Genomic DNA, 26,873 nt, shown 5'->3' with positions numbered 1-26,873 from the left:
TTCCCTTAATGATTTCGCTATTTTATGTGAACTCTCCCTTCCACTTAAGTAACGTTTAACTGCTTGTAATTTATCTTCTGCAGTAAATTTAGCCATAGAAAAACTGCACCTCCAATTGTTAGTAATGTCTAACAATTGGGGTGCAGTTCACATTGGGTTGAGGCGTTTTTTATTTAGTTTAAGTACTACGCAAAACTTCTATTAACACTAATAATGCTTAGTAAACATTCTTATATGCTTGAACCAGGTGACGTTATTATTTCTCCCTTAATTGATTATTCTATTACTCTTCCTTAACTTCCACACTCAAAAATATTCTCTAAAAAATAACCTCAAAAAATGTCAAATATTCTGTATAATGAAAAAAATAATATTAAAAAATCCAAACTATTACAATATACTACACTGTGAGGAGGAGAAGAAGTGAATCAAGAGATTGTAGAATATATGATAGACGTAACCTCCCGCTTTTCTTTTAATAGCGGGTCCAAACTAGAACACTATCAAACAGAATCCATCGCTAGTTCTTTTGGGATGGATCGGTCACGGACAAGCAGAGTGTTAAATGAGCTAGTCAAAAAAGGCATACTTTTGAAAGTTAGTACACGGCCCGTCTGTTTCCTTCACAAAGAAACATTAGAAAAAGACTATGGCGTTCTCAAAAATAACAGCTACGATAGTTTTGACTCACTAAAGATCGAAATGAAAACTGATCAATCGGAAGACATTTTTAAGTGTTTAATTGGATACGAGAATAGTCTAAAAGAAGCGGTCGAACAAATTAAAACAGCCATATTCTATCCGGGTAATGGACTTCCCATGATGCTTCTCGGTCCAACCGGTGTTGGGAAAACATTTTTTTCCAAGCTTATTTATGATTACACGAGGGCAAAAAAGATCATTGCGGAAAATGCTCCTTTCTATGTATTTAATTGTGCCCAATATGCCAATAATCCTGAATTATTATCAAGCTATTTATTTGGACACTCAAAAGGATCTTTTACAGGAGCTATTAAGGACCATGTAGGATTAATTGAGCAAGCAAATCATGGAATTTTATTTTTAGATGAAGTTCATCGTCTGAATAAAGAAGGTCAAGAAAAACTATTCACCTTCATGGACCAAGGGACCTTCACCCGAATGGGCGAAACAGATATAGTTAGAAAATCAAAGGTCCGTTTGGTGTTTGCGACAACGGAAAGTCTATCGGTCTTTTTAGATACATTCCTGCGTAGAATTCCCATTACTGTTAATGTACCTAGCCTCGAAGACAGGGGGCAAGATGAAAAACGCAAGTTTATCCATCACTTCTTTATGGAAGAAAGTAAACTCCTTGGTTTTCCGGTCGAAGTAACAAATAAAACCCTTGATGTCCTCGATAAGTACCACTTTGTTGGAAATATCGGAGAATGTAAAAATATCATTAAGTATACCTGCGGGTTTGCTTTTACGAAAAAAACAAAGTTCATGGATAAAATCCATGTCACCTTGCAGGACCTGCCAAAGAAAATATATCAAAGTTCACCACACTTATTTGGCCATTATGCTTCAAAGGAAGGAAGCGTAGTGTTCTATCCAGAGAGTAAAAAGTTCCTTAGCAACGTAATTGAGATGAAGATTAACCTGATTGAGCAAACATATCAGAACTGCCTCAATTATTATCTGAAACTGGAGAAAGGCCAATGGTCTGATAAAGTTTTTATGGAGAAATGTACGGAAGAAATAACCGTCATGATGGACAAACTCATTTTTGAAAGACCAAATGAGTTTAATAATCTCATGATGGAATTTACTGTTTCAATGATACAGGATATCTTTAGATATTTAGAAGTGAATTATAACGTGAAATATGATGGGAATAGTGTTTACACCCTATCATCATATTTGTATTTCAAATCCAATCCATTTAGTTTGACGAAGCATGAAGATCTTTTATCCAACAAAATGCTCCAATATCTAAAGGACCATTACAAGACAGAGTACTCGATTTTAACAAAATTGATGTCTTTTCTTGAAAGTCGAATGGACCTGCATCTTTATATTGAAGATATTATTATCATGGTCTTATTTTTGTGCAAAGCAAAAATCATCCAAATTGATAGTCGTGTCAAAGCCATGATCATTGCCCATGGATATGCGACAGCCAGCAGTATCGCGAATGTATGTAACCGGCTTCTGGGTGTCAATGTATTTGATTCCATTGATATGCCGGTCGAGTCAACGGTTATCGATATAACGAATAAAATGCTTCAATACATGGAAGACAATGACACTACCAGCGGTTTGGTAGTTCTTGTTGATATGGGTTCACTAAGTTTAATCCATGACCAGATCAAGGATTCCATTGATGGGCCGATGCTTTTTATTGATCAGGTCTCAACTTCCTTTGCATTAGAAGTCGGGACTTATCTGGTACAAGGAAAAACAGTCGAAGATATGGTTAAGCCTTTGCAACAATTCGTTCAGCAAAACATTAGCCTGTACTATCCGACAAAAAATAAAAAATATGCCATTGTCACCTCTTGCTTTACAGGGATCGGTACAGCTACGCAAATACAAGAATTACTTACAGAAAGTATTGGAGATTTATTGGATATCAAAGTTGTTGCCCATGACTTTGAGAGATTGAGAAAGAATGGAATGAACGAGGCACCACTTATGCTCTATGATGTATTGGCAATTGTCGGAACTGCGAATCCAGAGGTGGAGGGAATAAATTTTATCTCGTTAGAAGATATTATTTCTGGTAAAGGTGAAACGGATGTTTTTCGAATTTTCGGAAAAATTACCGATACCGAAACCATTCGTAACGTGAACGACAATATTATCATGAACTTCTCACTTAGTAGAGTTATTGATTCCTTAACCATTTTAGACACAGAAAAGATAATTCGCAAAGTGGAAAAGGGAATCATACAGCTGGAAAATCAAATGAGACAAAAGCTCGCTAACGATAAGAAAATCGCCTTATTTGTGCATGTAAGCTGTATGATAGAGCGTTTAATACGGCAGACGCCGATTACACAGTACCCGGATATCGAGGAATTTGAGCGACATCACACAAAAGAAATTGAGATGATAAAAAATGCTTTTAGTGTGCTCGAAGAAAATTATAGTGTGCAGATACCACTTGCGGAAGTTGGTTATATTATTAATATTATTGACACAAAAGCGTTGCGATAATAGGAGTTTCACTAAAAAATTTCAATTTTTTTAAAAGCGTGCCCACAAGTTGGCACGCTTTTTGCATGATAAAATAATGAAAATTAAAAAGGAGGATATGGGATGAAACATTTTTTGATTGCTACACACGGGGAGTTAGCCAAAGCATTCATAGAAACATTGAATTTGATTGCAGGCCACTCATCTAAAGTTTCATACTTTTGTATGACGAAACTAAAATCGGGTGATTTAGCAAAGGAGGAATTGAGAGAGATTTTATTATCTAAGGGAGAGGGGGAACATTTTGTAGTTCTGACCGATGTCTTTGGGGGCAGCGTAACAAATATTTGTACAGAATTATTAATAGAACTAAAAGACTTTGATATTATTTCAGGCTTAAATTTACCAATGATCCTAACAATGATTTTAGCAAGTGAGCAACAAACCATTGAAGCTGTGATTGAAGAAGGTGTTCAGGCGGCTAAAGATGGAATTATTCATGTAAATAAATTATTAGAATCACAGAAGGGAAGTATGGAAGATGATCTCATTATTACGGATTGATGACCGCTTAATACATGGACAGGTGGCATATGGCTGGACCGCTGCACTAGGGGTTAATGCTATTTTGGTCGTGAACGACGAAGCTCAAAAAGATCAGATGAAAGCGATGGCTCTAAATCTAGCAAAGCCAAACAACGTAAATCTATATATTCGAGGTGTAAAAGAATCTGGTGAAATTGTAGAAAAATTTGCAGGTTCACAAAAAAGTAAAGTCTTAGTCCTAGTAAAGAATTCAGAAGATGCCTTATCTTTAGTAAAAAATTCAGGTGGGGTAATTAAAGAGGTAAATGTCGGCGGATTGCGTTATTCAGAAGGGAAGAGAAAGTTAACAGATCTGGTAGCTGTTGATGATCAAGATCTTAAGAATTTTAATGAGATGGAAAAACTAGGTGTTGAACTTGAATTTAGAATGTTGCCTCGGGACAAGAAAAAAGGACTGAAAGATTTGCACAAATAAAATAAATATAAAAGAGGGGTTAGAATGGTAGCACAAGCGATAATGTTAGGAATTATTGCCGGTATAGGCATATTGGACAGCCGGATTTTTGGAGTTTTGATGTTAGAACGTCCTCTAGTTATTGGTTTATTAGTAGGATTGGTGCTAGGAGATGTACAACAGGGAGTCATTATTGGCGCACAACTTGAATTAATTTGGATGGGTATTGCTGGGATTGGAGCAGCAACTCCACCTGATGTTGTAACTGGTGGGGTACTTGGAACTGCATTTGCCATTTTAACTAACCAAGGTCCTGAGGTTGCCTTAGTTCTTGCCGTTCCAATTGCTGTATTGGCACAGTCACTGGGAGTATTGGTTAGAATCATAAACACTTACTTTATGCATAAGGCTGACAAGTATGCTGTAAAGGCAGACTTTCGAGGGGTAACACTGATGATGTGGATTCCTCCAGTTTTGTTCTTCTTAAGCGTATTTATTCCTACTTTCTTTGCAATTATCTTAGGTGCAGATCAAGTTAAAAACCTTATTGAAGCTGTACCCGAAACGATTCTCGGAGGATTAAAAGTTGCCGGTAATCTATTACCTGCAGTTGGTTTTGCTCTATTACTTGATATGTTGTTCTCAAAAAAGATGGGCGTATACTTCTTCCTAGGTTTCCTAGCGGCCTCTTTCCTAGGTTTAAATATCACAGCTATTGCGTTATTCGGGGCTTGTATTGCCATTATTGTAAATATTGTAATCAATAATAATAATAACCAAGGTAATGGTCAAAATGTGAACTACAATAACTTAACGCAGGGAGAGATTGATTTTGAGTAGTCCAAAAAAAATAACAAAAAAAGAACTACGTCAAGTATTTTGGAGATCATTTGCCCTTCAAGGAGCTTTCAACTACGAACGTATGCAGAATTTAGGATATGCCTATGCCATGATTCCTGTTATCAAGAAATTGTATGACAAGCATGATGACCAGGTAAAAGCATTAAATAGACATTTGGAAATTTTTAATACAACCCCTGCAATATCAACGACGATTATGGGAATATCTGCTGCAATGGAAGAACAAAATGCAAACGATCCCAGCTTCGATTCAAATTCAATCAATGCGGTTAAAGCTTCTCTTATGGGACCTCTGGCCGGTATTGGTGACTCACTTTTCTGGGGAACCTTTCGAATCATTGCAGCTGGAGTTGGTATTTCACTTGCAACAGAAGGCAATATTTTCGGACCACTTTTGTTTCTAATTCTATTTAATATTCCTCACCTTTTTATAAGAATAGCGGGGTTGAGATTAGGCTATCAAGTTGGGGTTAATTCACTTGAACGAATACAAAAAGAAGGTCTGATGGAGAAGATAATGTCCATTACAACTACTATTGGGTTGGTAGTAGTTGGTGGTATGGTTGCGACTATGTTGAAGCTGACAACTCCACTCGAGTTTGACATTAAAGGAGCAAAAGTAGTCCTTCAAGATATATTGGATCAAATATTACCAAATATGCTTCCTTTAATTGCTACATTTGTAGTTTATGGATTAATGAAAAGAAAAGTAAGCATTACCAAACTAACACTTGGCATCATCGTTGTAGGAATCCTCCTTCACTGGATAGGATTATTATAAAAAAATTATAAAAAAAGAGAGGTTGTTAAACAATGAGAATTCAGAATTATATGCAGGAAACACCAGTTAAAATGAAAGAAATTATTCAAAATGCAGATCAGTTATTCGCAGAAGTGAGAACAAAAGAAATTGACCGTATCGTTGTGACAGGATCAGGAACTAGCTTTCATTCTGGACTGCAAACTCAAAAATTAATGCAGCATTTTGCAGGAGTTCGTGTAGATGCCTACTATCCATTTGCAATTAACGCGGATACTTTTCTAGGCAACTCTTCTAAAACGTTGGTAGTTGGAATATCACAAGGCGGAAGCAGTTACTCTACCTATAATGCTATGAAAATAGCAAAAGAAGCTGGTTGTTTAACTGCTTCTATGGCTGGCCAAGAGAATGCTCTAATTGACGAGGTAGCAGATTTCATTCTTACGGTTCAATGCGGTGAAGAATTAGCCGGTGCAAAAACGAAAGGTTTTTACTGTACAAAGTTAAATCTAACCCTACTGGCACTTCAATTGGCGAGAGAAACTGGTAAGATATCAAAAGAGGGCTATAACAAGGAAATTTCAGAACTAGAAAAAACAGCAGATCAATTCTTAAAAACCTATGATACATCCCTTCAATGGATTGAGACAAATAAAGAAAAGCTTGCTCAAGCGAAAGATATTCGTGTAATCGGTACTAGTGAAATTTACGGTGATACGTTAGAAAGCGCACTGAAATTACTTGAAACTATGCGAATTCCTGTTACTGGCTATGAGTTTGAGGAATTTATCCATGGTATATACAATGCGGTAAATGAAGATTCAACGATTATCATTTTAGATACAGGTGTAGAAAAACGTGTAGAGAAAATGGTTGAGGTGCTATCCGGATGGACCGAGCATATCTATGTAATTGGTAGCAATGTGGACGAAAATTCGCAAAATATGAAAGCAGAGTTCATTAACCATCCATATTACAAAACTTATGAATACATCATTCCAGTACAATTAATCTGTGCGGAAATTCCTCTATTAAGAGGAGTAGACCCAAGCATTCCAAAAGATCCAAAATTCCACCAGAAACTAGGTAGCAAGAAATTAAGTTAGTCTCTAGATTTAAGATTTGTCACAAAAGTAAAAAAGGTATCTGGCTCCCAATTGGTGCCGGATACCTTTTTAATGAAAAAACACATCTGAACTCCATATAAAATCAACAAATATTTAGAGCTCTTATCGTAAAATCTTGTTTTCTATTTAGAGGTGAAGGAAAATGTACGTTTTAACAAATAATAGTAATGTGACACTTTCTATTGTCACTAGTGCCAAGGACTTTCTGATTGGTCATAGTCTAGTTAGGGGGATAAAGTAGATGATACAAACACTAAACAAAGACGAGAAGTTGATGGAATCTATTGAAGAACTTAGGACTGCTATGATTGAAAGCTCTCGAAAAAAAGGCATTAAAAACATGGATACGGTGCGGTTAAGCCAGGAATTAGATAAGCTCATTCTTACTTACCAGCAGCGTCATGTATGTGTACGGCCAGTTTAGGGCAATTACATGAAACTTTTGATAGGAATTCATCACCAACTGACCCCCCGCCCAAGTAGGCTTGACTCCAATTAAATTCCAACAGTCTCTTCGATTTAGGTTTCACATGTTATTAAAAAGTAACTAATTCAATAAGTGCCGGGACCATACTAGGTTAATTCGCGAGGCTTGGTTTGTGCTACTAGAGATATAGTTTCAGACGGAACAACCAAGATTAAACAATAAATACTGAAAGTTATAGGATGGTAGTCAAGTATTTACCCTCTCGAAAAACAGTTGAATTTTTCGCAGTAGTAGTAATTTACACATTTTACTGTGACACACATCCTTTTTGCTGGATCTTTTCACAAAAATAAATAATTTTAAAAAGTCTAAAAATTCAATCAAAATGAACATTTGGACTGCTTTATGTAAAATATTCACACTATATTGGCACAGTTCTTGCAATTGTTATTAGTAAGAATAAGGAAAGGAGGTGTCATGAATGAATAGGTTTCTTATTGCATCTCATGGAAATTTAGCTAAAGAAATTGTAAATACCGTTCATATGATTATGGGAACGGATAAAAACCTAGAATACATCGGTGTTAATCCAGAAACTACTATCGACGAAGTAAAAGAAAAACTCAACAATTTTCTTGAATCTGGGGAAGATGGAGATCAATTTTGCATCCTAACGGATGTATTTGGAGGGAGTATAACAAATATCTGCACAGAGTTAATTACTAGACATGATGATGTTCATATTCTTACAGGAGTAAATCTTCCAATGGTGTTAGAAGTAATAAATGCACCACCGTCACTTAGTTGTACTGAGGTTATCGATCTATGTATTACTAGGGGGAAGGAAAGTTTCATTTATGTTAACAAAATCTTGTACGGAAAGGAAAATAGGAAATGATTAAACTTCTTCGAATTGATGACAGGCTTGTACACGGACAAGTTGCATATGCTTGGACAGGAGCTTTGGATGCCAACGTGATTTTGGTATCAAGTGACACTGTTGTCCATGATGAGTTTAAAAAAATGACACTAAGTTTAGCTACTCCGTCAGGCGTAAAGTTAGTGACGAAAAGTGTTAGTGATTCGATTGAGTTTCTAAATGGCTCTGGCTCGGCAAATTCAAAAATCTTCGTTTTAGTTGATAATTCAACGGATGCACTGCGGTTAGCAAAAGGGGTAACCGGGTTGAAAACAGTCAATGTTGGAGGAATAAGAATGTCAAACGGAAAGAAGATGAAAACTCCAGCCGTTGCCGTAGATGAAACAGATATAGCTAATTTTATTGAAATAGAAGCTATGGGGATTGAGGTGGAAATTCGTCAAGTTCCATCGGAGAAGAAGAAACTATTAGAGGATATTAAATAGGTAAAGGCAGGGGGGGGAGAATGTTAGTACAAGCATTGTTAATAGGGTTAATTGCTGGATGGGCGTGGATGGATTCCCGCATTTTTGGTGACAACATGTTGGGGAGACCAATTGTTGTAGCGCCGCTCGTTGGCTTAGTTTTGGGAGACTTTACAACTGGAGTCATCGTGGGAGGCACATTAGAAATTATCTTTATTGGAATCGTGGGGGTAGGGGCTACTATTCCAGCTGATGTAATAACAGGTGCTGTTGCCGGAACTGTTTTTGCCATCGTCTTAGGCAAAGGTCCAGAGGTAGCTGCTACTTTGGCGGTTCCCATCTCTTTATTTACCGTTCAATTGAAGAATCTAGCAAAAGTCATTAACTCCATTTGGATCAACAAAGCAGATAAATATGCTGAAGAAGGAAATATGACAGGTATTGAGTGGCTGCATCGTGGTGGCTACGTAGTCTTGTTTCTTTCTGCATTCATCCCCAATTTCATTGTAGCCTACTTTGGAGTGTCAATAAGCGAAACCGTTACTAATGTTATTCCAAGTTGGTTAACTGCCGGTTTAACTGCTGGAGGAGGACTGCTAACAGCTATTGGGTTTGCCATGATCATGCAAATGATTCTAAAAAAGAGCCTTATTCCTTACTTTATTGGAGGCTTTATTCTATCAACCTATTTTGGATTAACGATTACGGGTGTAACCGTTCTTGGTGTCCTACTAGTGATTATTATGAATCAAATTAAGCAGGAGAAGGAGGTTTCAAATGGACAATCATTCTAATGAGAATATCACTCGTAAGGATTTAATGAAGGTTTTTTGGAGATCCCTTCGCTTACTAGGTTCATTTAACTTCGAGAGGATGCAGGGTTTAGGTTATGCATTCACCATGATGCCAATAATTAAAAAACTTTATAAAACGAAAGAGGAGCAATCGGCTGCGCTTAAACGGCACTTGGAATTTTTCAATACAGCTCCATGGTTATCAACCTTCATAATTGGTATAACTGTGGCAATGGAAGAAGAGAATGCCAAGAATACAGACTTTGATACAAAATCAATCACAGCAGTAAAAGTCGGCTTAATGGGGCCAGTTGCCGCTATTGGAGATTCATTGTTTTGGGGGACTATTCGGTTAATTGCTGCAGGGATAGGTGCATCCCTTACGATTAAAGGGAATCCGTTGGGAATACTTCTGTATGCGTTAGTTTTTAATATCCCCCATTATATATGCAGATATTTTGGGCTTTTCCAGGGTTATAAATTAGGAACAAAGTTATTAAATAAAGCGTTGGAAAGTGGAATTATGCAGAAGGTTACATTTGGTGCCTCTGTCGTTGGATTAATGTCAATTGGGGCGATGACGGCAAGCATGGTTAAATTCACCACTCCACTAGAAATTGGTCAAGGTGAAGGTGTGGTAAAAGTTCAAGAGGTATTAAATCAAATCTTTCCATCACTCTTGCCGTTACTCTTTACTGTCTTAATTTATTTCCTATTAAGAAAAAATGTAAAAGTAACTTATTTAATTGTAGGTACACTGCTTTTTGGAATTGCAGCCAAAGCCATCGGGTTTATGTAAGAGTAAAAGATAAATAAACAAACTTAATAGTGGAAGGGGAAATTGAAATGACAACAATAAATGAGAAATTTTATTTGGAACGTGGAGAAATGAACTACCAGTTAAGGGAGTATATTGAAAAAATTGCTGACAGTATTTCTGAAAGAGGTTTTCAAAATATTTTCTTTGTTGGTTCAGGCGGATCGATAGAGATGCTTCGTTCATTTGCAGATTATTTTAAGAAGCTATCAAATATCCCGGTTTATACAGATACTTCAGCAGAATTTGCGGTTGCTCAATACAAACAATTAACTAAAGATTCTTTAGTAATATTGGTATCTAAGACAGGAGATGCTGAAGAAGCGGTTCAGGCTGCAAGATATTGCCAGGAACGGGGCATCACTACTGTAGGGTTTGTGGGTGTCAAAGATTCGACTATTTACAATATTGTTTCGCACAAGATCTTTATTGATGAAGATATTTCAGCTTTCAGATATATTCAAGTTTACTTTCTAGCCTTCAGACTTCTATACAATTTAGGACATTTTGAGGATTACCCTAGGTTTTCCAATGAACTTAAAAAGCTGCCAAAGGCTCTTTTGGAGACAGCCAAACAATTTGACTCGGTTGCTAAGATATATGCTGAACAACACTATCAAGATCCTTTTCAATTGTGGATTGGCAGCGGAGCCAATATTGGTGAAATTTCACGCTACTCTGCTTGTGTTGCGGAAGAACTGTTTAGAATTAAAACACAAGCTATGCATTCAGCAGAATTTTTCCATGGGTGTTTTGAGATAGTAGATGAACATACACCTGTTGTATTAATTAAGGGAGAAGATGAGTCCAGAGGCATTGATAAACGTGTTGAAAAGTTCTTAGAGAAATACTCAGGGAATTCCTTAATTATTGATACAAAAGATTTCCCTCTTGAAGGAATCAGCCCAGATTTCAGGAAGTACTTTGCTCCTGCTGTGATTTCTATTCTTTTGGGAGACCGTCTAAGAATCAATATGGCGGAAAAAACAGGACTTTCTTACAATACGCGAAAATACTATCGAGTAGTAAGTTACTAATCTACGATCCGTTTCGGTCATTTTAACTAACCGGGTAAACAAGTGAGGGCTTTTTTGCTTCTTGTTTACCCCATTATTTCACTCTTCATTTGTATACAGCTAAAATTATTATTTTGCAATTTAGCGAATTGGATGGGGCTGATTAAGCTGTTTACAAACCACATCATTCATTTGATTCAAGAAATTTCGGAAACAAAGTCATTTGGTATTTATAGACTCGAAGACGGCATTGAAGCTCGAGAACTTAGTGAGAAATTGAATCTAGGAAGAAGTGCTGCGAGTAGATATTTAAATGAATTAAACCGCTCAGGAGTATTAATCAAAGTAAATAGCAGACCCGTATATTTTTTTTCAAAGGAAAGTATAGAAGAACAATACAATAAAGCAGTTGATAAACTAGTGTTTAATACTTTTGAGGAAATGATGGACCACGTTAACCCAGAATTAAATCATTATACCAAAGATCCATTTACGAGCTTAATAGGACATACTAGTAGTTTAAGAAAGCAGATAGAACAATGTAAATTGGCTATTAGTTATCCTCCTAAAGGTCTTCCCCTTATGATTGTAGGTGAGACGGGTGTTGGGAAGAGCTTTATGGCCCAGCTTATACACCAGTACATTATGGAGAATGGAATAATTAATGAAAATGCCCCTTTTATCACTTTAAACTGTGCTGAGTTTGCCAATAACCCTGAGTTATTGACCGCTAATTTATTTGGAGCCGTAAAAGGTGCTTTTACCGGCGCACATAAGGATACGAAAGGGGTTATTCAAGAGGCTGATGGAGGGATCCTTTTTCTAGATGAGGTACACCGTCTAAATTCTGAAGGGCAAGAAAAACTGTTTCTTTTTATGGACAAAGGGGTGTTTCATCCTTTAGGCGATAGTGAGAATTGGAAAATGGCTACCGTAAGAATGATCTTTGCTACCACGGAAAATCCTGAGGAAACTTTTCTACAAACATTTTTAAGGAGAATACCTGTAATTGTTTCTATCCCCTCTTTAAGAGAAAGAACAGAAAATGAAAAATATAGCTTGATTTGCAATTTTTATAGGGAAGAATGTAAGAACATTAATGCAACACTCGAATTAAAGACAGGAGTATTAGAAGCATTAATGAATTCGAATGTGCGAGGAAATGTGGGAGAACTAAAGAATATCATTACGTATTCTTGCGCAAAAGCATATATTGAATCCATCCAAAAGGGATACTCACAAAAACTTGATATTAGCCTCAGATATTTACCGGAAGAAGTAGTCAATCATTTCCTAATAAAACATAAAGGTGGTAAAGATAACTTTCATCCCTTTTATCAGCGGACGATTGTAGTTGATCCTCACAAGGATATTGAAACGAATTATAAAGTGGAGAAAACGAACCATATAATTGAACTTTATGAAAAACTGCTAGATATAACTGATGAGTGTAATGTAGAAAAATTTAACTTCGATGAATTTATTAAAAAGGCAACCCTACAAATCAACCAATACTTAGATAAATTAACCTTTAAAATGCAATGGTCTAAAGAAAACTTAGAATTTGTATCAGTTAAACATTTTTTAGAAAGGATTGTTGAGATAACGGGGATTAATAACCGTATAAGATTTTCAAGTAATACGGTAATTGCTTTAACCCATTTCATTATCCATTCCGGGAGTTACAATTATCGAGATATCCCTGCATCTGTTGAGAAATTTGATGATATTTTACGGCAGTATTTTCAGTGGGAAGTAGATTTAGCGGAATCCATTGTGTCTGAAGTGGAAAATACCTTTGATCTATCGTTGGGAATTATGGATATCGGTATTTTAGCGCTTTATATAAAGGGATTAAATAGTAGTTTAGATTCAAATCGTATTAAAGCAGTCATCATAGCCCATGGATTATCTACTGCCAGTAGTATTGCTAATCTATCCAATCGATTATTACGTGAACATATTTTTGAAGCATTTGATATGCCTTTTGAGGTAACAACTTCAGAAGTTGCAGCTAATCTTAGTGATTATCTTAATTCTATTAATACAAGAAAAGGCGTTATCATTTTAGTAGATATGGGGTCCTTAGTAGAGATTCAAAATAAATTAAGTTATGTCGGTAAAGGTACTATTGGAATTCTAAATAATATTACAACGCAAATCGCCATTGATGTCGGTGAAAAAATAATAAAAGGATTGACGGTCGAAGAAATCTTATATGGTATTACCCATACCTACAAACCCACTTATAAATTGATTCAACCTTTGAAAAGAAACAAAAAAAATGCCATCATTACTACGTGCATTACGGGGATTGGGACAGCAGTTAAAATTAAGAAACTATTAGAAAAAGGAATCAATAGCTGTAAAGAAAATGATTCTGTCCATGTCCTTCCATATGATTTTTTAAGTTTGAAAACTAATGGTATAAATGACCCGGTTTTTACAGAATACAGCGTATTGGGTATAGTCGGAACAGCAAATCCTTATGTATCCGATAAAATTTTTGTTGCTATAGAGGATATTATTTCTGGAAAAGACATTGAAAAGTTTAACAGTATATTAAGTGAAGTACTACCGTCAAAAGGAATCGAAGATGTTACACAAAATATCGTGAAATTATTCTCTTTGCAGGATTTGATCAATTACTTGACCATTTTAAATCCGGATATGATCATTGAGCATTTAAGTGAAGCGATTGGTGTGATGGAAGAAGAGTTTCATTTGAAGTTTTCTAATCCTACGAGAATTAGTTTATATATCCATTTAAGCTGCTTGATTGAACGATTAGTTAAGAAAAGTCCGATTGAGGACTATCTGGACCTAGATGGTTTTCAAGAGAAGCATCAGGATTTTATTTATAAACTAAAACGTATATTCAACCCTATTGAAAGTATTTATGGAATTGAAATACCAGTTACAGAAATCGGTTATATTTACGATATTATGAAAATAAGATATGTCGACTTTATTTAAAAAGACTAATAGTGAAAACGAACATGGAGGATTTCGATATGATTGAAAAAACATTTACCATTACAGATAAATTAGGTCTTCATGCTAGACCGGCGGGCTCTTTAGTAAAGACTGCTAATCAATTTAGTTCTGAAACCTTTCTAGTGTATAAGCAAAAACAGGTGAGCTTAAAATCGATTATAGGGATTATGACATTAGGGATAAAACCAGGAGAGACAGTAAAAATTACTGCTGCTGGGGAAGATGAAATGGATGTCTTAGAATCTATAACAACAGTCATAGATATAGAAGGAATAGGAGTTGAATATCAGTCAGGTGAAAAAATGACCTGCTAAGATTTTTTTCAACAGGGTCAAAAAAACTTTTTTAGCGAATGGAACCGCCTATAATGAATTTGGTGAACTTTGGATGAAAAAAACAGCACGAGATCATTTGGCGTGCTGTTATTGTCCAAACTTTTTTTAAACTCGATTATGGACAAATTATTGATACAAAGCTTTAAGTGTTAACAAAATTTATTATTACAAATTTTCAAAATACAATTGACAAATTCCAAAGTGATTATTAATATAATGTTATATAACGTTATAAAATGTTATACGAGTTCATAATCTATGATAAATAATTAAAAGCAGTGAAAGAAACTAAGAATAGTCCGGTGGATTGCCAAAACGACAGAGGATTTTATTCTAGGTACTTTTTTAGAAAAAGGAGGAATGATTTTGATAAAGGCAGTTGTCTTTGATTTTGACGGGCTTATCATTGATACCGAAACGGTTTGGTTTGAAAGTTTTAAAGAGATTTTGGGTGCGTATGATGTTGAGTTTCCTTTAGAGATTTTTACTCCTTGCGTAGGAACACACGGAACAATTATCGATCAATACATTGAAGAAAAATTGGGTAAAAAGGTTAGTGTTGAAGAGGTAAGACGACGTGTCAGGGAATGTCATCGTAATAAAATAATCAATATTGACGCCAGAGATGGAGTACGTGATTATTTAAAACAAGCAAAAGAGCTAGACCTCAGGATTGGTCTCGCCTCCAGTTCGAGGAAAGAATGGATTCATGAGTTTTTGAAAAAGCTTGATATACTCCATTACTTTGATGTCATCAAGTCCAGTGATGATGTCAAAATGATTAAGCCCGATCCTGAACTTTACATACAATGTACGGATGCTTTAAATGTCCGTTCCAATGAAGTTGTAGCTTTTGAGGACTCCAACAATGGAGCGAAAGCAGCAAATGATGCAGGAATAGCATGTGTGATTGTACCGAACCCTATAACTGAAGGAATAATCTTTGATAACTACGATTTGCGGATTGAATCTATGGCCAATCATTCTCTAAAGGATGTTTTAAACAGAATAACTTCTGTGTGTTAGAACGTCCCCTTTGTGGAACTCAGATCCAGATCATTAAACACTTAATAATAAAAACCGGTACCTCTTATGTGACTCCTAAAGATAGGCAGATTTTACCCTCTTTTTATAGTAACAGCAAAAATAGATTGTTGAAGGAGAAAAAGATGGAATTAAATTATATCATCTCACAAATTAAGGAAAAACAACCAGATATTAAGAGTGTATTCTTTGTAGGCTGTGGTGCCTCAAAAGCAGAATTATATCCTGCAAAATATTTCCTTGAGGGTAATGCGAAACAACTACGTGTCAGCTTATTCACAGCAAATGAATTCAATTTTGCCACTCCAGTATCCGTGGATGACACTAGTATTGTTATCACATGTTCTTTAGGAGGAAGTACTCCAGAAACTGTTTCTGCAACTACTAAAGCAAAAGAATTAGGTGCACATGTGATTGCTGTTACCTATGAAGAAGGTTCTGCGATTACAAAAGATGCGGACTATGTAATCTACCATGGCTGGGCAGCTAATTATGCAGAAAAAATGGAAAAGATGACAAAGGTATTAGGTCTTGCCGTTGAAATCCTAAATCAATTTGAAGGATATGAGCATTACAATAAAATGCAAGATGGGTTCTCTAAAATCTATGACTTAATCCAAAAGTCTGTATCCTCAGTACTTCCACAAGCAAAGGCATTTGCAGATTCTTACAAAGATGATCCCGTGATCTATGTAATGAGCAGCGGCGCAACTCATGAAGTAGCGTACTCCTTCTCTATCTGCTTACTAATGGAAATGCAGTGGATCAACTCGGGAACTTTCCACGATGGAGAATTCTTCCACGGGCCATTCGAAATCGTAGACAAAGATGTTCCATTCCTATTATTAATGAACGATGGCCGAACAAGAGATATGGATTCTCGAGCACTTGAATTTCTAAATCGATTTGATGCTAAAACAACCGTTGTGGATGCAAAAGATTTTGGCTTAGGTTCAGTGATTGCTAAAGAAATTGTTGATTACTTTAACCCGATGTTAATCTCTGGAGTATTACGTGTATATGCAGAGCAATTATCAAACGTTAGAAATCACCCACTTACAAAAAGAAGATATATGTGGAAATTAGAATACTAATTTAGCTAGATTAATATGAAATGAAACCAGCTAATAGTTTTTATTCTATTAGAGCCAGCAGTGGAATTCTTACTATTCTTGTTGGTAGCCCATGTTGGAAATAAAAAGACATCCCTCTGAAAGAGGGATGTTATTAATTGTTTAGAGTCAAATAGGTATGTAAGTAATGGTAGTAGGTGATGTTATTAAGAGTCTTATAAATAAAAGATTTACGCCACTATGATGTACATCTTTTTCATTGTCTGAACGAGCATAATAATTATGGAGTAAAACGTATAGAGATTTATTTAACTCTTAATGCTAAGAGGAGTATGCTTTTGTCTAGATGCACATCATTAATCAATTTGTATATCAATGATGTGTTTTAGTTCAATTTGTTTCCAATGATCAAAATTATCAACTACCCGTATGTAATGACTTTTATCATTTAAGTAGTGGATCGTCCCTTTTGTTATTTCATATCGTGCCTTTTTAAAATACGTCACTGTTGCTAAGAGATTGTACTCCATAATTTCGCAATTAACACTAGTGGATATGTACACCAAAAAACGTCTCTTCCCGTTGGTATCATTGGGGTGAGGCGTTTTTTTGTTCCGTTATAAAGCTACGTGAAACTTATATTAACACTAATCGGCCTTATTCAACAAACGGGGCAGCATTCCTGTAATAAATGAAACTGAAACGACCAAGTTTGTGAATAAATACACTTAAAGAAAAGGGGGCTTTTATTTAATAAGGGAAGTAAAAAGAAGAGCCTCTCAAAGAGGATCTTTTTTAGAAAATAAAGTAAGCAAGTCTTAAGGAAAGTTTGAACTAACTGAAGTTTTGACGTCTCTTAGTATTGAGTAATGAACACTAATAATTTTGCATATCAATGATTAAATAGACATGCATTATTAAAAAAGAATTGTGGTGTTCAGTTTTGATGTATAAAACACATTTGGCTACTTCTATTGCATTAAGTGCAGCGCTTGTTTCCACGGTATCTTATCCATTCACATTAAGCTATCTAGCTGGTGTATCATTGGGAAGTTTATTACCTGATATTGATGAACCTAGGTCGTTTATTGGCAGACGTTCATTTGGGATTTCAGTCATTATAAATCGTAAGTTCGGCCACAGAGGCATAACACACTCGCTTAGTATGTGGTTAGTAACATTAATTATTTTACTCTTGATAATTCCGAATCCCTTTACTTTAGGTATTTGTCTTGGTTATATCTTTCATATTATCGGTGATTATTTTTCTGTATCTGGAGTGCCATTATTTTATCCAATTGACAATATTCGAAGAAAATCCCCTGTAACATATACTACTTCAGGTAAAGTCGAAAAAGTAATTTATTATATTTCGGTTTTGACTTCCATTTTCCTCATTACTAAGGAAAAGTTACTTACCCCATTTGTAGAATCCATATCGGAATTAATTATAAATATATTAAGATTTTTTATTAGTTAATTAAAGATAGTATTCTATCAAATCAAATCAGCAGGAGTGAATAGGGTGGGGATAATGTCTATTTAATTTTGGAGGTGAGACTATGGGAAAACATATGCATGAAACTTTTATTAACGGAAAATTAATCAGTAATTCACCGGCAAAAATAAATACCCTTAAACGGTTAATTAAACAAGAACGAGAATTGGACGATGAGATTTTACAAGAGTTTCCTCTTAATGAATACGGCAATCCTGATACCTTTCTTTCAATCTATGGAAGTAAAGAGTTAATTAAGCAGTTTAACGAAATTGATAATCAAAAGCTAGATATTGTTGAAAAACTTTATAACATTTATATAGAAGAGTTGTCTACACATAAACAACTAGCTATTAGTTTTACCTTAGACTCCTTAAATGCTCAAGGAATCTATCGTTTCACATACGAGTTTTTAGAGATGGCTTTTCAGATGGGTAAATTCTCGTCTTATTGTATAGAAAATAATTTAGAAGAATTGTTAGTCGAAACTATTAGAAAGTTATGCGTGTTAGAGCCTAATAAAGAATTTCAATACCGTCTCATACTCGAAAACAATCAATGGTTAATTAGAGGAGTTACATCAGTTAGATATAATAACTATGACAATCACCTTGCCCTCTATTTGACATTATTAGCTTTGCATAAACATGTCCAATCAACCTATCAATGGTACCAAGTAGAGAAGGCATACATCAGTGATTCAGAGATTGTTGTAATGTTTGACACAACAAGTCCAACTAAAATTGTTGGGGTTGGGAATTTATACATTGGTATTGTTTTAACCAATAACGAAGTGAAAGAAAAGACCTTTTCTTTGGAATACCGCTTTCGTTTAGAGGATGAGGAAGGTAATGAGTTTGGTGCGATACCCGAAGGGGAAGAGCCAATCTTTACAATAAGGCATGACAGTAATGTGAGGGGTGTAAAAGAAAGACTAAGACAATTAAATAACTTAGATACTTTTAAAAACAAAATAGTGAACTTAGTCTTAGATATTGCAAGTAGTCCATTTTTATCTGAGGACAGAATATATGATATGTTCAAGAAAATTATTAACTCACGAAAAAAGTACTCTCAGGAAACAAAACAAACATTTAGGAGATTACAAGAAGAAAAAGTCATTAATAATAGCTTACATATTATTAAAGCATTTAATAGAATGAATGAATTGGTTACTGATGTTGAAGAAAAAATCCACCTTGAAAGACTATTTTTTGACGTATGTTTAGATATGAAGAAGGGTAGAGAGAAAAGAAATAAATAAATAAGTAAGTAAGTATAGATACTCGTTGTTGCCACAGTGGAAAGAGAGTAATTAATTCTTAGGGGGAGTACAATTAGTAACGAGGAATTAAACATTTATTTAAAAGTAGCAAAAATAAAGGATGGTAAATTATTTGAAAATGCTGAATTAAAAGCTATCCGAGAAAATATTCTACTTGTCCGAATGAGAAGTTGGCTACAAATTCCACAAGAGGCAGCATGGCTAAATGGAATGTTAAATACGTTTTCTCAGGTTCTGAAGGAACAATGGACTAGTACCACTGATTTAGAGATTACTATAGCTCGTTCAAATTGGATATTAAAACAATTAGATATTCGCGGGTGGATAAATTTCTATAGTAGGGAGTATAGTCAGAATATATTAATGTCTCTCCAAGGGTCAAATGTACTGTCTTTACTAGTACCTTTTGATTCTTCAAGTGAAGTTAAAGAGGAATATTGGAAATGGGTCGAGAAGCAGGTTTTGATTCCCATTAAGGAAGAGTGTCCCGAAATATTTAGTTGGATTATAAACTGTTATAAGAATCAGATTAAAGAGATAACTTCTAAAGTTTTACTTGAGGAGGGAGTTGATGAGTAATACTAAGAAAATTAAAACAACAATTTCAATGGCCGCTCTAAATTTGTTACCTCCCTTACTAAGGGAGACTTTAATTCAAGATACTAAATTTCAAGACGAGTACGATTTTATAACTGATGCTGAGATATCATATGATGAGATAAATGTTTCATTTCAGCGATCTAAATTTTATTACAGGGTAAGAAGTTTACTATCAAAATCTATAACAGAACAAGTAGCTGATAATAAAGGAGATATATGGGGATTAAGGAATACATGTGAAGAAGGAAGTTTACCTAACCTACTTCTAACAAAGGATGATCAAGTTATCAATATTTCTAATCTAACTATACTCTCCCCAGATAGTAAAATACGATTGAGCTACTTTCAAAAGCTAGCAAAAGAAGCGAATTTACCTATTAATGATGAATATAAATGGAATGAAATTCTTAGAAAACGACCTTTAAGTGATGACGAAGTCAATTTATTTCACAATGATATAGACAATACACCCGCCAAACAAGCGCAATTAGTTCGTCATGTTTTTCAAAAAAATAGACATATTAGTATCTCTTCTTTTGTTCCTAAATCTCGTAAATACTATGATAGACTTATTGGTGCTTATGACGGTAGTGCTACGATTTATGAATATGCTTCTACGCAAGGTAAAAAATTTTTTGAACAACTGATAAATTGGAGTCCTTATGAAGGTTTTTTACATAGCCTTCTTTTGTCATCGCATTCTTCCTTAACAGAAGAAATAATAATTGATCAATTAAGTGATGAAGAACTCGTCAATGCTTTTGAATATATAGATAAATATGGTGATAGCTTCTCTCAATTGGGGGCCATAGAAATCGGGTTACGAATTGTAAAATCAAAAAACTATATTGAACCTATTTTAATCCGACTTTTAGAGCAAGTGCGTTCAGATGATTCAGAAAAAAGTGTTGTTGGATTTAAACTTATATATTCACTATTTGTTCTTATTGATGGAGAATTATCAAGAAATAAATTGTTTATTTTAGAACCACCATTTTACCGAAGACTGGCATCTTTGACACATGCAGCATTGGTATATAGAGTTATTATCACTTCAAGTATTAATATTGATCAGTTTTGTGAGTGGTCACTTAATATTCGTGGTGAACATTTCTATCTGCAATCTCTTGTAGATATGTATAAAGAACCACGTTGGTACCCTGAACTTGCAGAATCTTCACAAATAGGTGCGGATTTTCTTGGTCGTATTATTATTACAGCTTATAAATATCAAAGTAATATAACTGACAAGTTGTATGAGTTAATACTAAGTGAGACCAAAGAAAGTATTTATTCTAATATTAGTTTTTCCTCATTTTACCCTGGTCCATTAGAGGGGAAAATAGATGATATGAAAAATCTACCTGATGTTTTATCTAAATCAATTGAAAAACAACTTAATACAAATGAGTTAACGCCAGAGTCTTTTATTACTCTTATTAATTCGGTATTAGTGTTTAATATTGCTAAGGATCAAGCGGAATTAGCAATAAATTCACTAAAGTTAAGTAGTTATCAATTAAAACAAATAGAGGATAAATCACAACTTCTTGTAATATTGAATGGTTTAGCAATGGTTGCAGCTGTTTCAAGAAGTACCTCTCTTGCTGAAGATTTAAAAGTCTTAGTTAGGAAGTATAAGAAAAATTATTTATTTACTATTGATGAGCAAATAAGAATTTGCCTAATAGCAGGTGGGAGTCATTCGGAACTAAGCAATTGGGTTGACTTTGTAGGAAATTGGTTAACTGAACTTGCGTTTAGTAATCTTGAAGATGATGATGGAAAGATTTTTTATTCACGTCTAAGTTTATTGTGTAAATTAACTCCAGAACTTTGGATAACTTGTGGTAAAGCGCATGCTGCTTTAATAGCATATAATGAAAGATAACGAGGATAAATTTGGAGGTTTATCTAGTATTATTACTGATATTTCAAATAAATAAAAGTTTACACCCATGATTTTTTTTATTGAAAATCATGGGTGTAAACTACTTTAGTCAACTAAAGGTGTACACATTGTGCACACTTAGTTGAATTTTTTAACTTACATATTCCGAGAAATAATAAAAACCCTTGCTACGCAAGGGTTTTCGTGTATGGAGCATAGGGGGCTCGAACCCCTGACCTCTACGCTGCCAGCGTAGCGCTCTCCCAGCTGAGCTAATGCCCCGATATCATTAAAACGATATAAAAATATTATACTACATGATTGGATTTTGACAATAACTAATTTTTTTTCTTCTTTCTACTATACCGTTTTTGAACATCCAGGGAAATTTACCCTTTTCTTTTTTAGGCAATCATGTATAATAAATGTGAACTGAATAGCAATAACTAGGGGAGTCCAATAGTTTGGGCTGAGAGAGAGACACGCTTAAGTTTCTTGACCCTTTGGACCTGATCTGGATCATACCAGCGTGGGGAAGTTAACGATAATCTATTGTTTAGATTATACTTCTACATATTAAGCCGGGTCCTTCCAATTTTGGATCCGGCTTTTATTGTGTTTTTCTACATCCCTCCCCGTGTTCTATACTCTAGATCTCGTCCTTTCAAAATCAGGAAAAGGGAGAGATTTACCATGTCGTCAACTTCATTAAACGAAACAAGCATCTCCATTATGTCGAGCTTTACAGGTAGTAAAAAGGTGTATGTGCAAGGTTCAAGGAATGATATTCGAGTCCCTATGAGAGAAATTGCTCTAAGTCCTACTACTGGTACAGTTGGGGAAGAAGATAATCCACCTGTTCGAGTATATGATTCAAGCGGTCCTTATACTGACAGCCAACACTTTGTTGATATTACGAAAGGGTTGCCTAATATTAGACAGAACTGGATTCGAGAAAGAGAAGATGTGGAAGAATATGAAGGAAGAGATATCAAACCTGAAGATAATGGATTTAAGGAAGAGAATGATCCAAGGGCTAATCATAAGGTGTTTCCTGGATTAAAACGAAAACCACTTCGAGCAAAGAAAGGGCATAATGTCACTCAGCTTCACTATGCAAAAAAGGGAATCATTACTCCTGAAATGGAGTTTATCGCTATAAGGGAAAATATGAAACCGGAATTTGTTCGTGATGAAGTTGCAAAAGGAAGAGCGATTATCCCATCAAATATAAATCACCCTGAAATGGAGCCTATGATTATCGGACGTAATTTTCATGTGAAGATTAATGCCAATATCGGAAACTCAGCTGTATCTTCTTCCATTGAAGAGGAAGTTGAAAAAATGACATGGGCTACACGCTGGGGTGCAGATACGATAATGGATTTATCAACAGGGAAAAATATTCACACGACAAGAGAATGGATTATCCGTAATTCTGCCGTTCCAGTTGGCACTGTCCCCATTTATCAGGCACTTGAAAAAGTAAACGGAATTGCCGAAGACCTTACATGGGAGGTATACCGCGATACATTGATTGAGCAAGCAGAGCAAGGGGTCGATTACTTTACGATTCATGCGGGTGTTTTATTAAGATACGTTCCTTTAACGGCAAAGCGTTTAACAGGAATTGTTTCTAGAGGCGGTTCCATCATGGCTCAATGGTGTTTGTACCATCACCAGGAAAACTTCCTTTACACACATTTTGAGGAAATCTGTGAAATTATGAAAGCGTATGATGTAGCGTTCTCGCTTGGTGACGGTTTACGTCCAGGGTCTATTGCTGATGCAAATGATGAGGCACAGTTTGCTGAACTAGAGACATTAGGAGAACTCACTCAGATTGCATGGGAACATGATGTGCAAGTAATGGTAGAAGGACCAGGGCATGTACCAATGCATCTTATAAAAGAGAATATGGATAAACAATTAGAGTTGTGTAAAGAAGCGCCTTTCTATACGCTAGGACCTTTAACAACTGATATCGCTCCAGGATATGACCATATTACTTCTGCTATAGGGGCTGCGATGATTGGATGGTATGGTACTGCTATGCTTTGCTATGTTACTCCTAAGGAACATTTAGGTTTACCTAATCGAGATGATGTAAGAGAAGGGGTTATCACGTATAAAATTGCTGCTCATGCGGCTGATTTAGCAAAAGGTCATCCAGGGGCACAAAAGAGGGACGATGCTCTTTCAAAAGCAAGATTTGAATTCCGTTGGAGGGATCAATTTAATTTATCTTTGGATCCAGAACGTGCTTTAGAGTATCATGATGAAACCTTACCAGCAGAGGGAGCGAAAACAGCCCATTTTTGTTCTATGTGTGGACCGAAATTCTGTAGCATGAGAATTTCACATGATATACGTAATTACGCAAAGGAAAACAAACTTGATACGAATGAAGCAATTGTAAAGGGCATGAAGGAAAAGGCTGACGAGTTCAAACAAACAGGTGGAAGCATCTATCAATAATATTTGTTCATTATATTATAGAAGGAAGTCGTTACATTTGACTTCCTTCTATTATTTTCTTTATTAATAGGCTGGTCTAATAAAAATTGTATGGAAATCGTTTTTTGTGTGATATATTTCATATAATATATTGACATGAATGTGACGGGGTTTGAATACGTATAGATGATATATGCATGTTTCCTGTTTTTCTACCAAAAATATATACACATAATTAAGGGGGATAATAAATGAAAGAACTACTTATAGAATTTACTCGTTATGATGTTCTTTTTAAATTATCTTTTGCTGCAGTAGCTGGGATTGTTATCGGATTGGAACGAGAACTAAAAGGGAAGCCATTAGGGTTGAAAACATGTCTGATTATTTCTGTTATGGCTTGCTTGTTAACGACGGTATCATATGAATCCGCTTTTTTATATTCTAAAGAGTACTCAAGACCAATGGATCCAGGTAGAATTCCATCGTATATTATTAGTGGAATTGGCTTTTTGGGAGCAGGGGTAATAATGAAGAGAGGTAATGAAGCCATTTCAGGTCTCACTACGGCGTCATTGGTTCTTGCATCTGCTGGGATTGGAATTACGATTGGTGCTGGTTTTTACATAGAGGCAATCGCGGGTATTTTATTTTTAATTTTAGGAATTAAAGTCATTCCATTCTTATTTGATAAGATAGGGCCGAAAAAGTTAAAAGAGAAAGAAATTAAGGTTAAGTTGTTTCTAGAAAAATCGACCAACTTAACAGAAATGATTAAAGAAATTAAAGGTAGAAAATTAGGGATAAAACACTTAAAGGTTAAAGAAGAGACAGATGATATTTTGATTAGTTGTTTAGTCACAACATATAAAGGTATTTACACTACCGATATCTATTATGATTTGAAATCAATTCATGGTGTGAATCAAGTAGAAGTCGAAAGTGTTGAGTAAATAATAGGATAACTGAGAGGAAATTAGAAGGAGAAGTAAATGAATCGTACAATAATCAATCCTTATGTTGCATTAATAATTGGTGTTATGGCTGTATCAGCTTCAGCCATATTCGTAAAGTTTTCTGATGCTCCTTCAGGGGTAATTGCCTTCTACCGACTTCTTTTTTCCGTTTTATTAATGCTCCCGTTGTTTTTAGTGAAATATGTAAAGGAATTGGCTCTTATTTCTAAAAGGGATTGGATTAGTGCAATTCTCGCTGGAGTGTTTTTAGCGTTTCACTTTATTTTGTGGTTTGAATCACTTAACTACACTTCTGTTGCGAGCTCTACTGTACTTGTAACTCTTCAACCGTTGTTTGCGTTCATTGGCACATTCTTATTTTTTAAAGAACGGTTTTCATTAAAGGCCATTCTTTGTGCGTTATCAGCAATTATAGGGAGTGTAATCATTAGCTGGGGAGACTTTAGAGTCAGTGGAACAGCTTTATATGGAGATATCCTTGCATTAGTAGCTTGTGCCCTAGTGACGGCTTATCTAATGTTTGGACAATCAGTTAGAAAAAGAATTTCTCTCATTACATATACGTTTGTTGTATACAGCATAAGCTCAATGGTTTTATTCATATATGTCCTTTTGGTTGGAGAATCTCTTTTTCCTTATCCGAAAAACGAATGGGTGAATTTTTTCTTATTAGCCCTCATCCCTACCTTGTTAGGACATTCTCTATTCAACTGGGCGATCAAGTGGATTAGTACCTCAATCATTTCTATGGCTATCTTATTTGAACCAGTTGGAGCGACTATCCTTGCTTATTATTTGTTATCAGAGAATGTGTTATTTACGCAATTAATAGGGGGAAGTATAGTTATTGTGGGAATCTTATTGTTTTTAGTCAGTGAGAGAAGTGGAAAGCAAAAGGAATCAATAAAGGACGATTTAAAAGAAATTGTATAAATCAGAAGGAGAACCTTTGAGTCAAAGGTTCTCCTTTTTTAGAATGTATAGGTAAAACCAGAAAAAATAAAAGCGGAAACGAATGTGAAGATAAATGTACCGCCATATACTTTACCTTCGCTATTTGCGATACGAATTCCCTCCCAGAAAGCGTAATAAAATAAGAAGATAGCCATAAATAGTGATAGGTATAAGGAGAAAGATTCTAATAGCATATGTTACTCCTTTCTATTATTTTATATAGGTATTTATATGCTAGCAAACCAAATCTATTACTCCTATTAAGGATTCTATTTTTGATAAACAAATTAATTATAAAAAACATATTGAAATTGTTTTTTATTCATGATATATTATTTCTTGTCCTCACGAGGGAACAACGACTTGAAAAATAAAAAATAAAAAAAGTTGTTGACTTTAAAACGGACATGTGATATATTAATTAAGTCGCTTTTGAGCGATAACAACAATTTGC

24 protein-coding genes, 1 tRNA gene and 1 riboswitch are annotated in these 26,873 nt (G+C 35.1%); of the genes, 22 read left to right on the top strand and 3 right to left on the bottom strand.

From position 1 onward, the window contains the following. Window positions 1-423 precede the first annotated feature (423 nt). From BKO01S_RS22695 to BKO01S_RS22620, 16 genes are all read left to right on the top strand, one after another. Complete coding sequence (locus BKO01S_RS22695) at window positions 424-3,183, top strand: sigma-54-dependent transcriptional regulator (protein WP_232311302.1); 2,760 nt, start codon at window positions 424-426, stop codon at window positions 3,181-3,183. Window positions 3,184-3,285: 102 nt separating this feature from the next. Beyond that, a complete protein-coding gene (locus BKO01S_RS22690; RefSeq protein ID WP_066059963.1) occupies window positions 3,286-3,726 on the top strand; it encodes a PTS sugar transporter subunit IIA in 441 nt (146 codons plus the stop codon). Continuing rightward, window positions 3,704-4,183 (top strand): PTS sugar transporter subunit IIB, encoded by a 480-nt coding sequence (locus BKO01S_RS22685; RefSeq protein ID WP_066059962.1) that lies wholly within the window; start codon window positions 3,704-3,706, stop codon window positions 4,181-4,183. The genes BKO01S_RS22690 and BKO01S_RS22685 overlap by 23 nt, the downstream gene beginning before the upstream one ends. 24 nt (window positions 4,184-4,207) lie before the next feature. Beyond that, entirely contained in the window at window positions 4,208-5,002 is a 795-nt protein-coding gene (locus tag BKO01S_RS22680; protein WP_066059961.1) for a PTS mannose/fructose/sorbose/N-acetylgalactosamine transporter subunit IIC, read from the top strand. Continuing rightward, the gene (locus BKO01S_RS22675) at window positions 4,995-5,804 is read left to right on the top strand and encodes a PTS system mannose/fructose/sorbose family transporter subunit IID (protein WP_066059960.1); all 810 of its coding nucleotides are present in this window, start codon (window positions 4,995-4,997) and stop codon (window positions 5,802-5,804) included. Before BKO01S_RS22680 ends, BKO01S_RS22675 begins: the two co-directional genes overlap by 8 nt. Window positions 5,805-5,836: 32 nt before the next feature. Beyond that, a complete protein-coding gene (locus BKO01S_RS22670; RefSeq protein WP_066059958.1) occupies window positions 5,837-6,889 on the top strand; it encodes an SIS domain-containing protein in 1,053 nt (350 codons plus the stop codon). Window positions 6,890-7,151: 262 nt separating this feature from the next. Continuing rightward, on the top strand, window positions 7,152-7,334 hold the full coding sequence (locus BKO01S_RS22665) for an aspartyl-phosphate phosphatase Spo0E family protein (protein ID WP_066059957.1): 183 nt from the start codon (window positions 7,152-7,154) through the stop codon (window positions 7,332-7,334). Window positions 7,335-7,818: 484 nt separating this feature from the next. Continuing rightward, window positions 7,819-8,235, top strand: coding sequence for a PTS sugar transporter subunit IIA (locus BKO01S_RS22660; protein ID WP_066059956.1), 417 nt, complete (start codon window positions 7,819-7,821; stop codon window positions 8,233-8,235). Beyond that, window positions 8,232-8,702 (top strand): PTS sugar transporter subunit IIB, encoded by a 471-nt coding sequence (locus BKO01S_RS22655; protein WP_066059954.1) that lies wholly within the window; start codon window positions 8,232-8,234, stop codon window positions 8,700-8,702. Before BKO01S_RS22660 ends, BKO01S_RS22655 begins: the two co-directional genes overlap by 4 nt. 20 nt (window positions 8,703-8,722) lie before the next feature. Beyond that, on the top strand, window positions 8,723-9,475 hold the full coding sequence (locus BKO01S_RS22650) for a PTS mannose/fructose/sorbose/N-acetylgalactosamine transporter subunit IIC (RefSeq protein WP_066059952.1): 753 nt from the start codon (window positions 8,723-8,725) through the stop codon (window positions 9,473-9,475). Then, on the top strand, window positions 9,459-10,274 hold the full coding sequence (locus BKO01S_RS22645; RefSeq protein WP_066059951.1) for a PTS system mannose/fructose/sorbose family transporter subunit IID: 816 nt from the start codon (window positions 9,459-9,461) through the stop codon (window positions 10,272-10,274). The genes BKO01S_RS22650 and BKO01S_RS22645 overlap by 17 nt, the downstream gene beginning before the upstream one ends. Before the next feature lie 47 nt (window positions 10,275-10,321). Next, complete coding sequence (locus tag BKO01S_RS22640; RefSeq protein ID WP_066059948.1) at window positions 10,322-11,329, top strand: SIS domain-containing protein; 1,008 nt, start codon at window positions 10,322-10,324, stop codon at window positions 11,327-11,329. A 171-nt stretch (window positions 11,330-11,500) separates the two neighbouring features. Beyond that, window positions 11,501-14,284 (top strand): sigma-54-dependent transcriptional regulator, encoded by a 2,784-nt coding sequence (locus BKO01S_RS22635; protein ID WP_198158875.1) that lies wholly within the window; start codon window positions 11,501-11,503, stop codon window positions 14,282-14,284. Window positions 14,285-14,322: 38 nt separating this feature from the next. After that, window positions 14,323-14,619: an HPr family phosphocarrier protein gene (locus BKO01S_RS22630; protein WP_066059945.1), complete on the top strand. Its 297-nt coding sequence runs from the start codon at window positions 14,323-14,325 to the stop codon at window positions 14,617-14,619. Window positions 14,620-15,000: 381 nt separating this feature from the next. Continuing rightward, entirely contained in the window at window positions 15,001-15,666 is a 666-nt protein-coding gene (locus tag BKO01S_RS22625) for an HAD family hydrolase (protein WP_232311301.1), read from the top strand. 143 nt (window positions 15,667-15,809) lie between these two features. Next, window positions 15,810-16,778 carry an SIS domain-containing protein gene (locus BKO01S_RS22620; RefSeq protein WP_066059942.1) on the top strand — a complete coding sequence of 323 codons (969 nt, stop codon included), beginning with the start codon at window positions 15,810-15,812 and terminating at the stop codon, window positions 16,776-16,778. 335 nt (window positions 16,779-17,113) lie between these two features. On the opposite strand, the gene BKO01S_RS22615 is transcribed toward BKO01S_RS22620, so the two are convergent. Next, window positions 17,114-17,320, bottom strand: a complete 207-nt coding sequence (locus tag BKO01S_RS22615) for a YolD-like family protein (RefSeq protein ID WP_157077438.1) — start codon at window positions 17,318-17,320, stop codon at window positions 17,114-17,116. A gap of 383 nt (window positions 17,321-17,703) precedes the next feature. Here BKO01S_RS22615 and BKO01S_RS22610 point away from each other — a divergent pair, with 383 nt between their 5' ends. From BKO01S_RS22610 to BKO01S_RS22595, 3 genes are all read left to right on the top strand, one after another. Continuing rightward, the gene (locus BKO01S_RS22610; protein WP_066059938.1) at window positions 17,704-18,237 is read left to right on the top strand and encodes a metal-dependent hydrolase; all 534 of its coding nucleotides are present in this window, start codon (window positions 17,704-17,706) and stop codon (window positions 18,235-18,237) included. An 82-nt stretch (window positions 18,238-18,319) separates the two neighbouring features. Then, window positions 18,320-19,519 (top strand): hypothetical protein, encoded by a 1,200-nt coding sequence (locus BKO01S_RS22605; protein WP_066059936.1) that lies wholly within the window; start codon window positions 18,320-18,322, stop codon window positions 19,517-19,519. A 592-nt stretch (window positions 19,520-20,111) separates the two neighbouring features. After that, the gene (locus BKO01S_RS22595) at window positions 20,112-22,031 is read left to right on the top strand and encodes a hypothetical protein (RefSeq protein ID WP_066059932.1); all 1,920 of its coding nucleotides are present in this window, start codon (window positions 20,112-20,114) and stop codon (window positions 22,029-22,031) included. A 209-nt stretch (window positions 22,032-22,240) separates the two neighbouring features. Here the strand turns inward: BKO01S_RS22595 and BKO01S_RS22590 are convergent. Continuing rightward, window positions 22,241-22,313 (bottom strand) — tRNA-Ala (locus BKO01S_RS22590). A 156-nt stretch (window positions 22,314-22,469) separates the two neighbouring features. Next, window positions 22,470-22,584, top strand: a riboswitch (TPP riboswitch). A gap of 140 nt (window positions 22,585-22,724) precedes the next feature. Here BKO01S_RS22590 and thiC point away from each other — a divergent pair. The 3 genes from thiC (at window position 22,725) to BKO01S_RS22575 (ending at window position 26,398) form a co-directional block, all read left to right on the top strand. Continuing rightward, window positions 22,725-24,509 (top strand): phosphomethylpyrimidine synthase ThiC, encoded by a 1,785-nt coding sequence (gene thiC / locus BKO01S_RS22585; RefSeq protein WP_066059930.1) that lies wholly within the window; start codon window positions 22,725-22,727, stop codon window positions 24,507-24,509. Window positions 24,510-24,739: 230 nt separating this feature from the next. Further along, window positions 24,740-25,441, top strand: coding sequence for an MgtC/SapB family protein (locus tag BKO01S_RS22580; RefSeq protein WP_066059928.1), 702 nt, complete (start codon window positions 24,740-24,742; stop codon window positions 25,439-25,441). Window positions 25,442-25,480: 39 nt separating this feature from the next. Further along, the gene (locus tag BKO01S_RS22575; protein WP_066059925.1) at window positions 25,481-26,398 is read left to right on the top strand and encodes a DMT family transporter; all 918 of its coding nucleotides are present in this window, start codon (window positions 25,481-25,483) and stop codon (window positions 26,396-26,398) included. 38 nt (window positions 26,399-26,436) lie between these two features. Here the strand turns inward: BKO01S_RS22575 and BKO01S_RS24720 are convergent, their stop codons facing one another. Continuing rightward, complete coding sequence (locus BKO01S_RS24720; RefSeq protein ID WP_198158874.1) at window positions 26,437-26,613, bottom strand: hypothetical protein; 177 nt, start codon at window positions 26,611-26,613, stop codon at window positions 26,437-26,439. Window positions 26,614-26,873 lie beyond the last annotated feature (260 nt).

It is taken from the genome of Robertmurraya korlensis NBRC 107688, from assembly GCF_001591645.1.
GTDB lineage: Bacteria > Bacillota > Bacilli > Bacillales > Cytobacillaceae > Robertmurraya_A.
This window is presented reverse-complemented; position numbering and strand designations above follow the sequence as displayed.

Bases quoted from the DNA above. Each gene is read 5' to 3' on its own strand.
- BKO01S_RS22640 (WP_066059948.1), top strand. From the start codon at position 10,322: ATGACAACAATAAATGAGAAATTTTATTTGGAACGTGGAGAAATGAAC.
- BKO01S_RS22680 (WP_066059961.1), top strand. From the start codon at position 4,208: ATGGTAGCACAAGCGATAATGTTAGGAATTATTGCCGGTATAGGCATA.
- BKO01S_RS22595 (WP_066059932.1), top strand. From the start codon at position 20,112: ATGAGTAATACTAAGAAAATTAAAACAACAATTTCAATGGCCGCTCTA.
- BKO01S_RS22645 (WP_066059951.1), top strand. From the start codon at position 9,459: ATGGACAATCATTCTAATGAGAATATCACTCGTAAGGATTTAATGAAG.
- BKO01S_RS22620 (WP_066059942.1), top strand. From the start codon at position 15,810: ATGGAATTAAATTATATCATCTCACAAATTAAGGAAAAACAACCAGAT.
- BKO01S_RS22580 (WP_066059928.1), top strand. From the start codon at position 24,740: ATGAAAGAACTACTTATAGAATTTACTCGTTATGATGTTCTTTTTAAA.
- thiC (WP_066059930.1), top strand. From the start codon at position 22,725: ATGTCGTCAACTTCATTAAACGAAACAAGCATCTCCATTATGTCGAGC.
- BKO01S_RS22655 (WP_066059954.1), top strand. From the start codon at position 8,232: ATGATTAAACTTCTTCGAATTGATGACAGGCTTGTACACGGACAAGTT.
- BKO01S_RS22690 (WP_066059963.1), top strand. From the start codon at position 3,286: ATGAAACATTTTTTGATTGCTACACACGGGGAGTTAGCCAAAGCATTC.
- BKO01S_RS22625 (WP_232311301.1), top strand. From the start codon at position 15,001: ATGATTTTGATAAAGGCAGTTGTCTTTGATTTTGACGGGCTTATCATT.
- BKO01S_RS22605 (WP_066059936.1), top strand. From the start codon at position 18,320: ATGGGAAAACATATGCATGAAACTTTTATTAACGGAAAATTAATCAGT.
- BKO01S_RS22670 (WP_066059958.1), top strand. From the start codon at position 5,837: ATGAGAATTCAGAATTATATGCAGGAAACACCAGTTAAAATGAAAGAA.
- BKO01S_RS22685 (WP_066059962.1), top strand. From the start codon at position 3,704: ATGATCTCATTATTACGGATTGATGACCGCTTAATACATGGACAGGTG.
- BKO01S_RS22660 (WP_066059956.1), top strand. From the start codon at position 7,819: ATGAATAGGTTTCTTATTGCATCTCATGGAAATTTAGCTAAAGAAATT.
- BKO01S_RS22575 (WP_066059925.1), top strand. From the start codon at position 25,481: ATGAATCGTACAATAATCAATCCTTATGTTGCATTAATAATTGGTGTT.
- BKO01S_RS22610 (WP_066059938.1), top strand. From the start codon at position 17,704: ATGTATAAAACACATTTGGCTACTTCTATTGCATTAAGTGCAGCGCTT.
- BKO01S_RS22665 (WP_066059957.1), top strand. From the start codon at position 7,152: ATGATACAAACACTAAACAAAGACGAGAAGTTGATGGAATCTATTGAA.
- BKO01S_RS22630 (WP_066059945.1), top strand. From the start codon at position 14,323: ATGATTGAAAAAACATTTACCATTACAGATAAATTAGGTCTTCATGCT.
- BKO01S_RS22650 (WP_066059952.1), top strand. From the start codon at position 8,723: ATGTTAGTACAAGCATTGTTAATAGGGTTAATTGCTGGATGGGCGTGG.
- BKO01S_RS24720 (WP_198158874.1), bottom strand. From the start codon at position 26,613: ATGCTATTAGAATCTTTCTCCTTATACCTATCACTATTTATGGCTATC.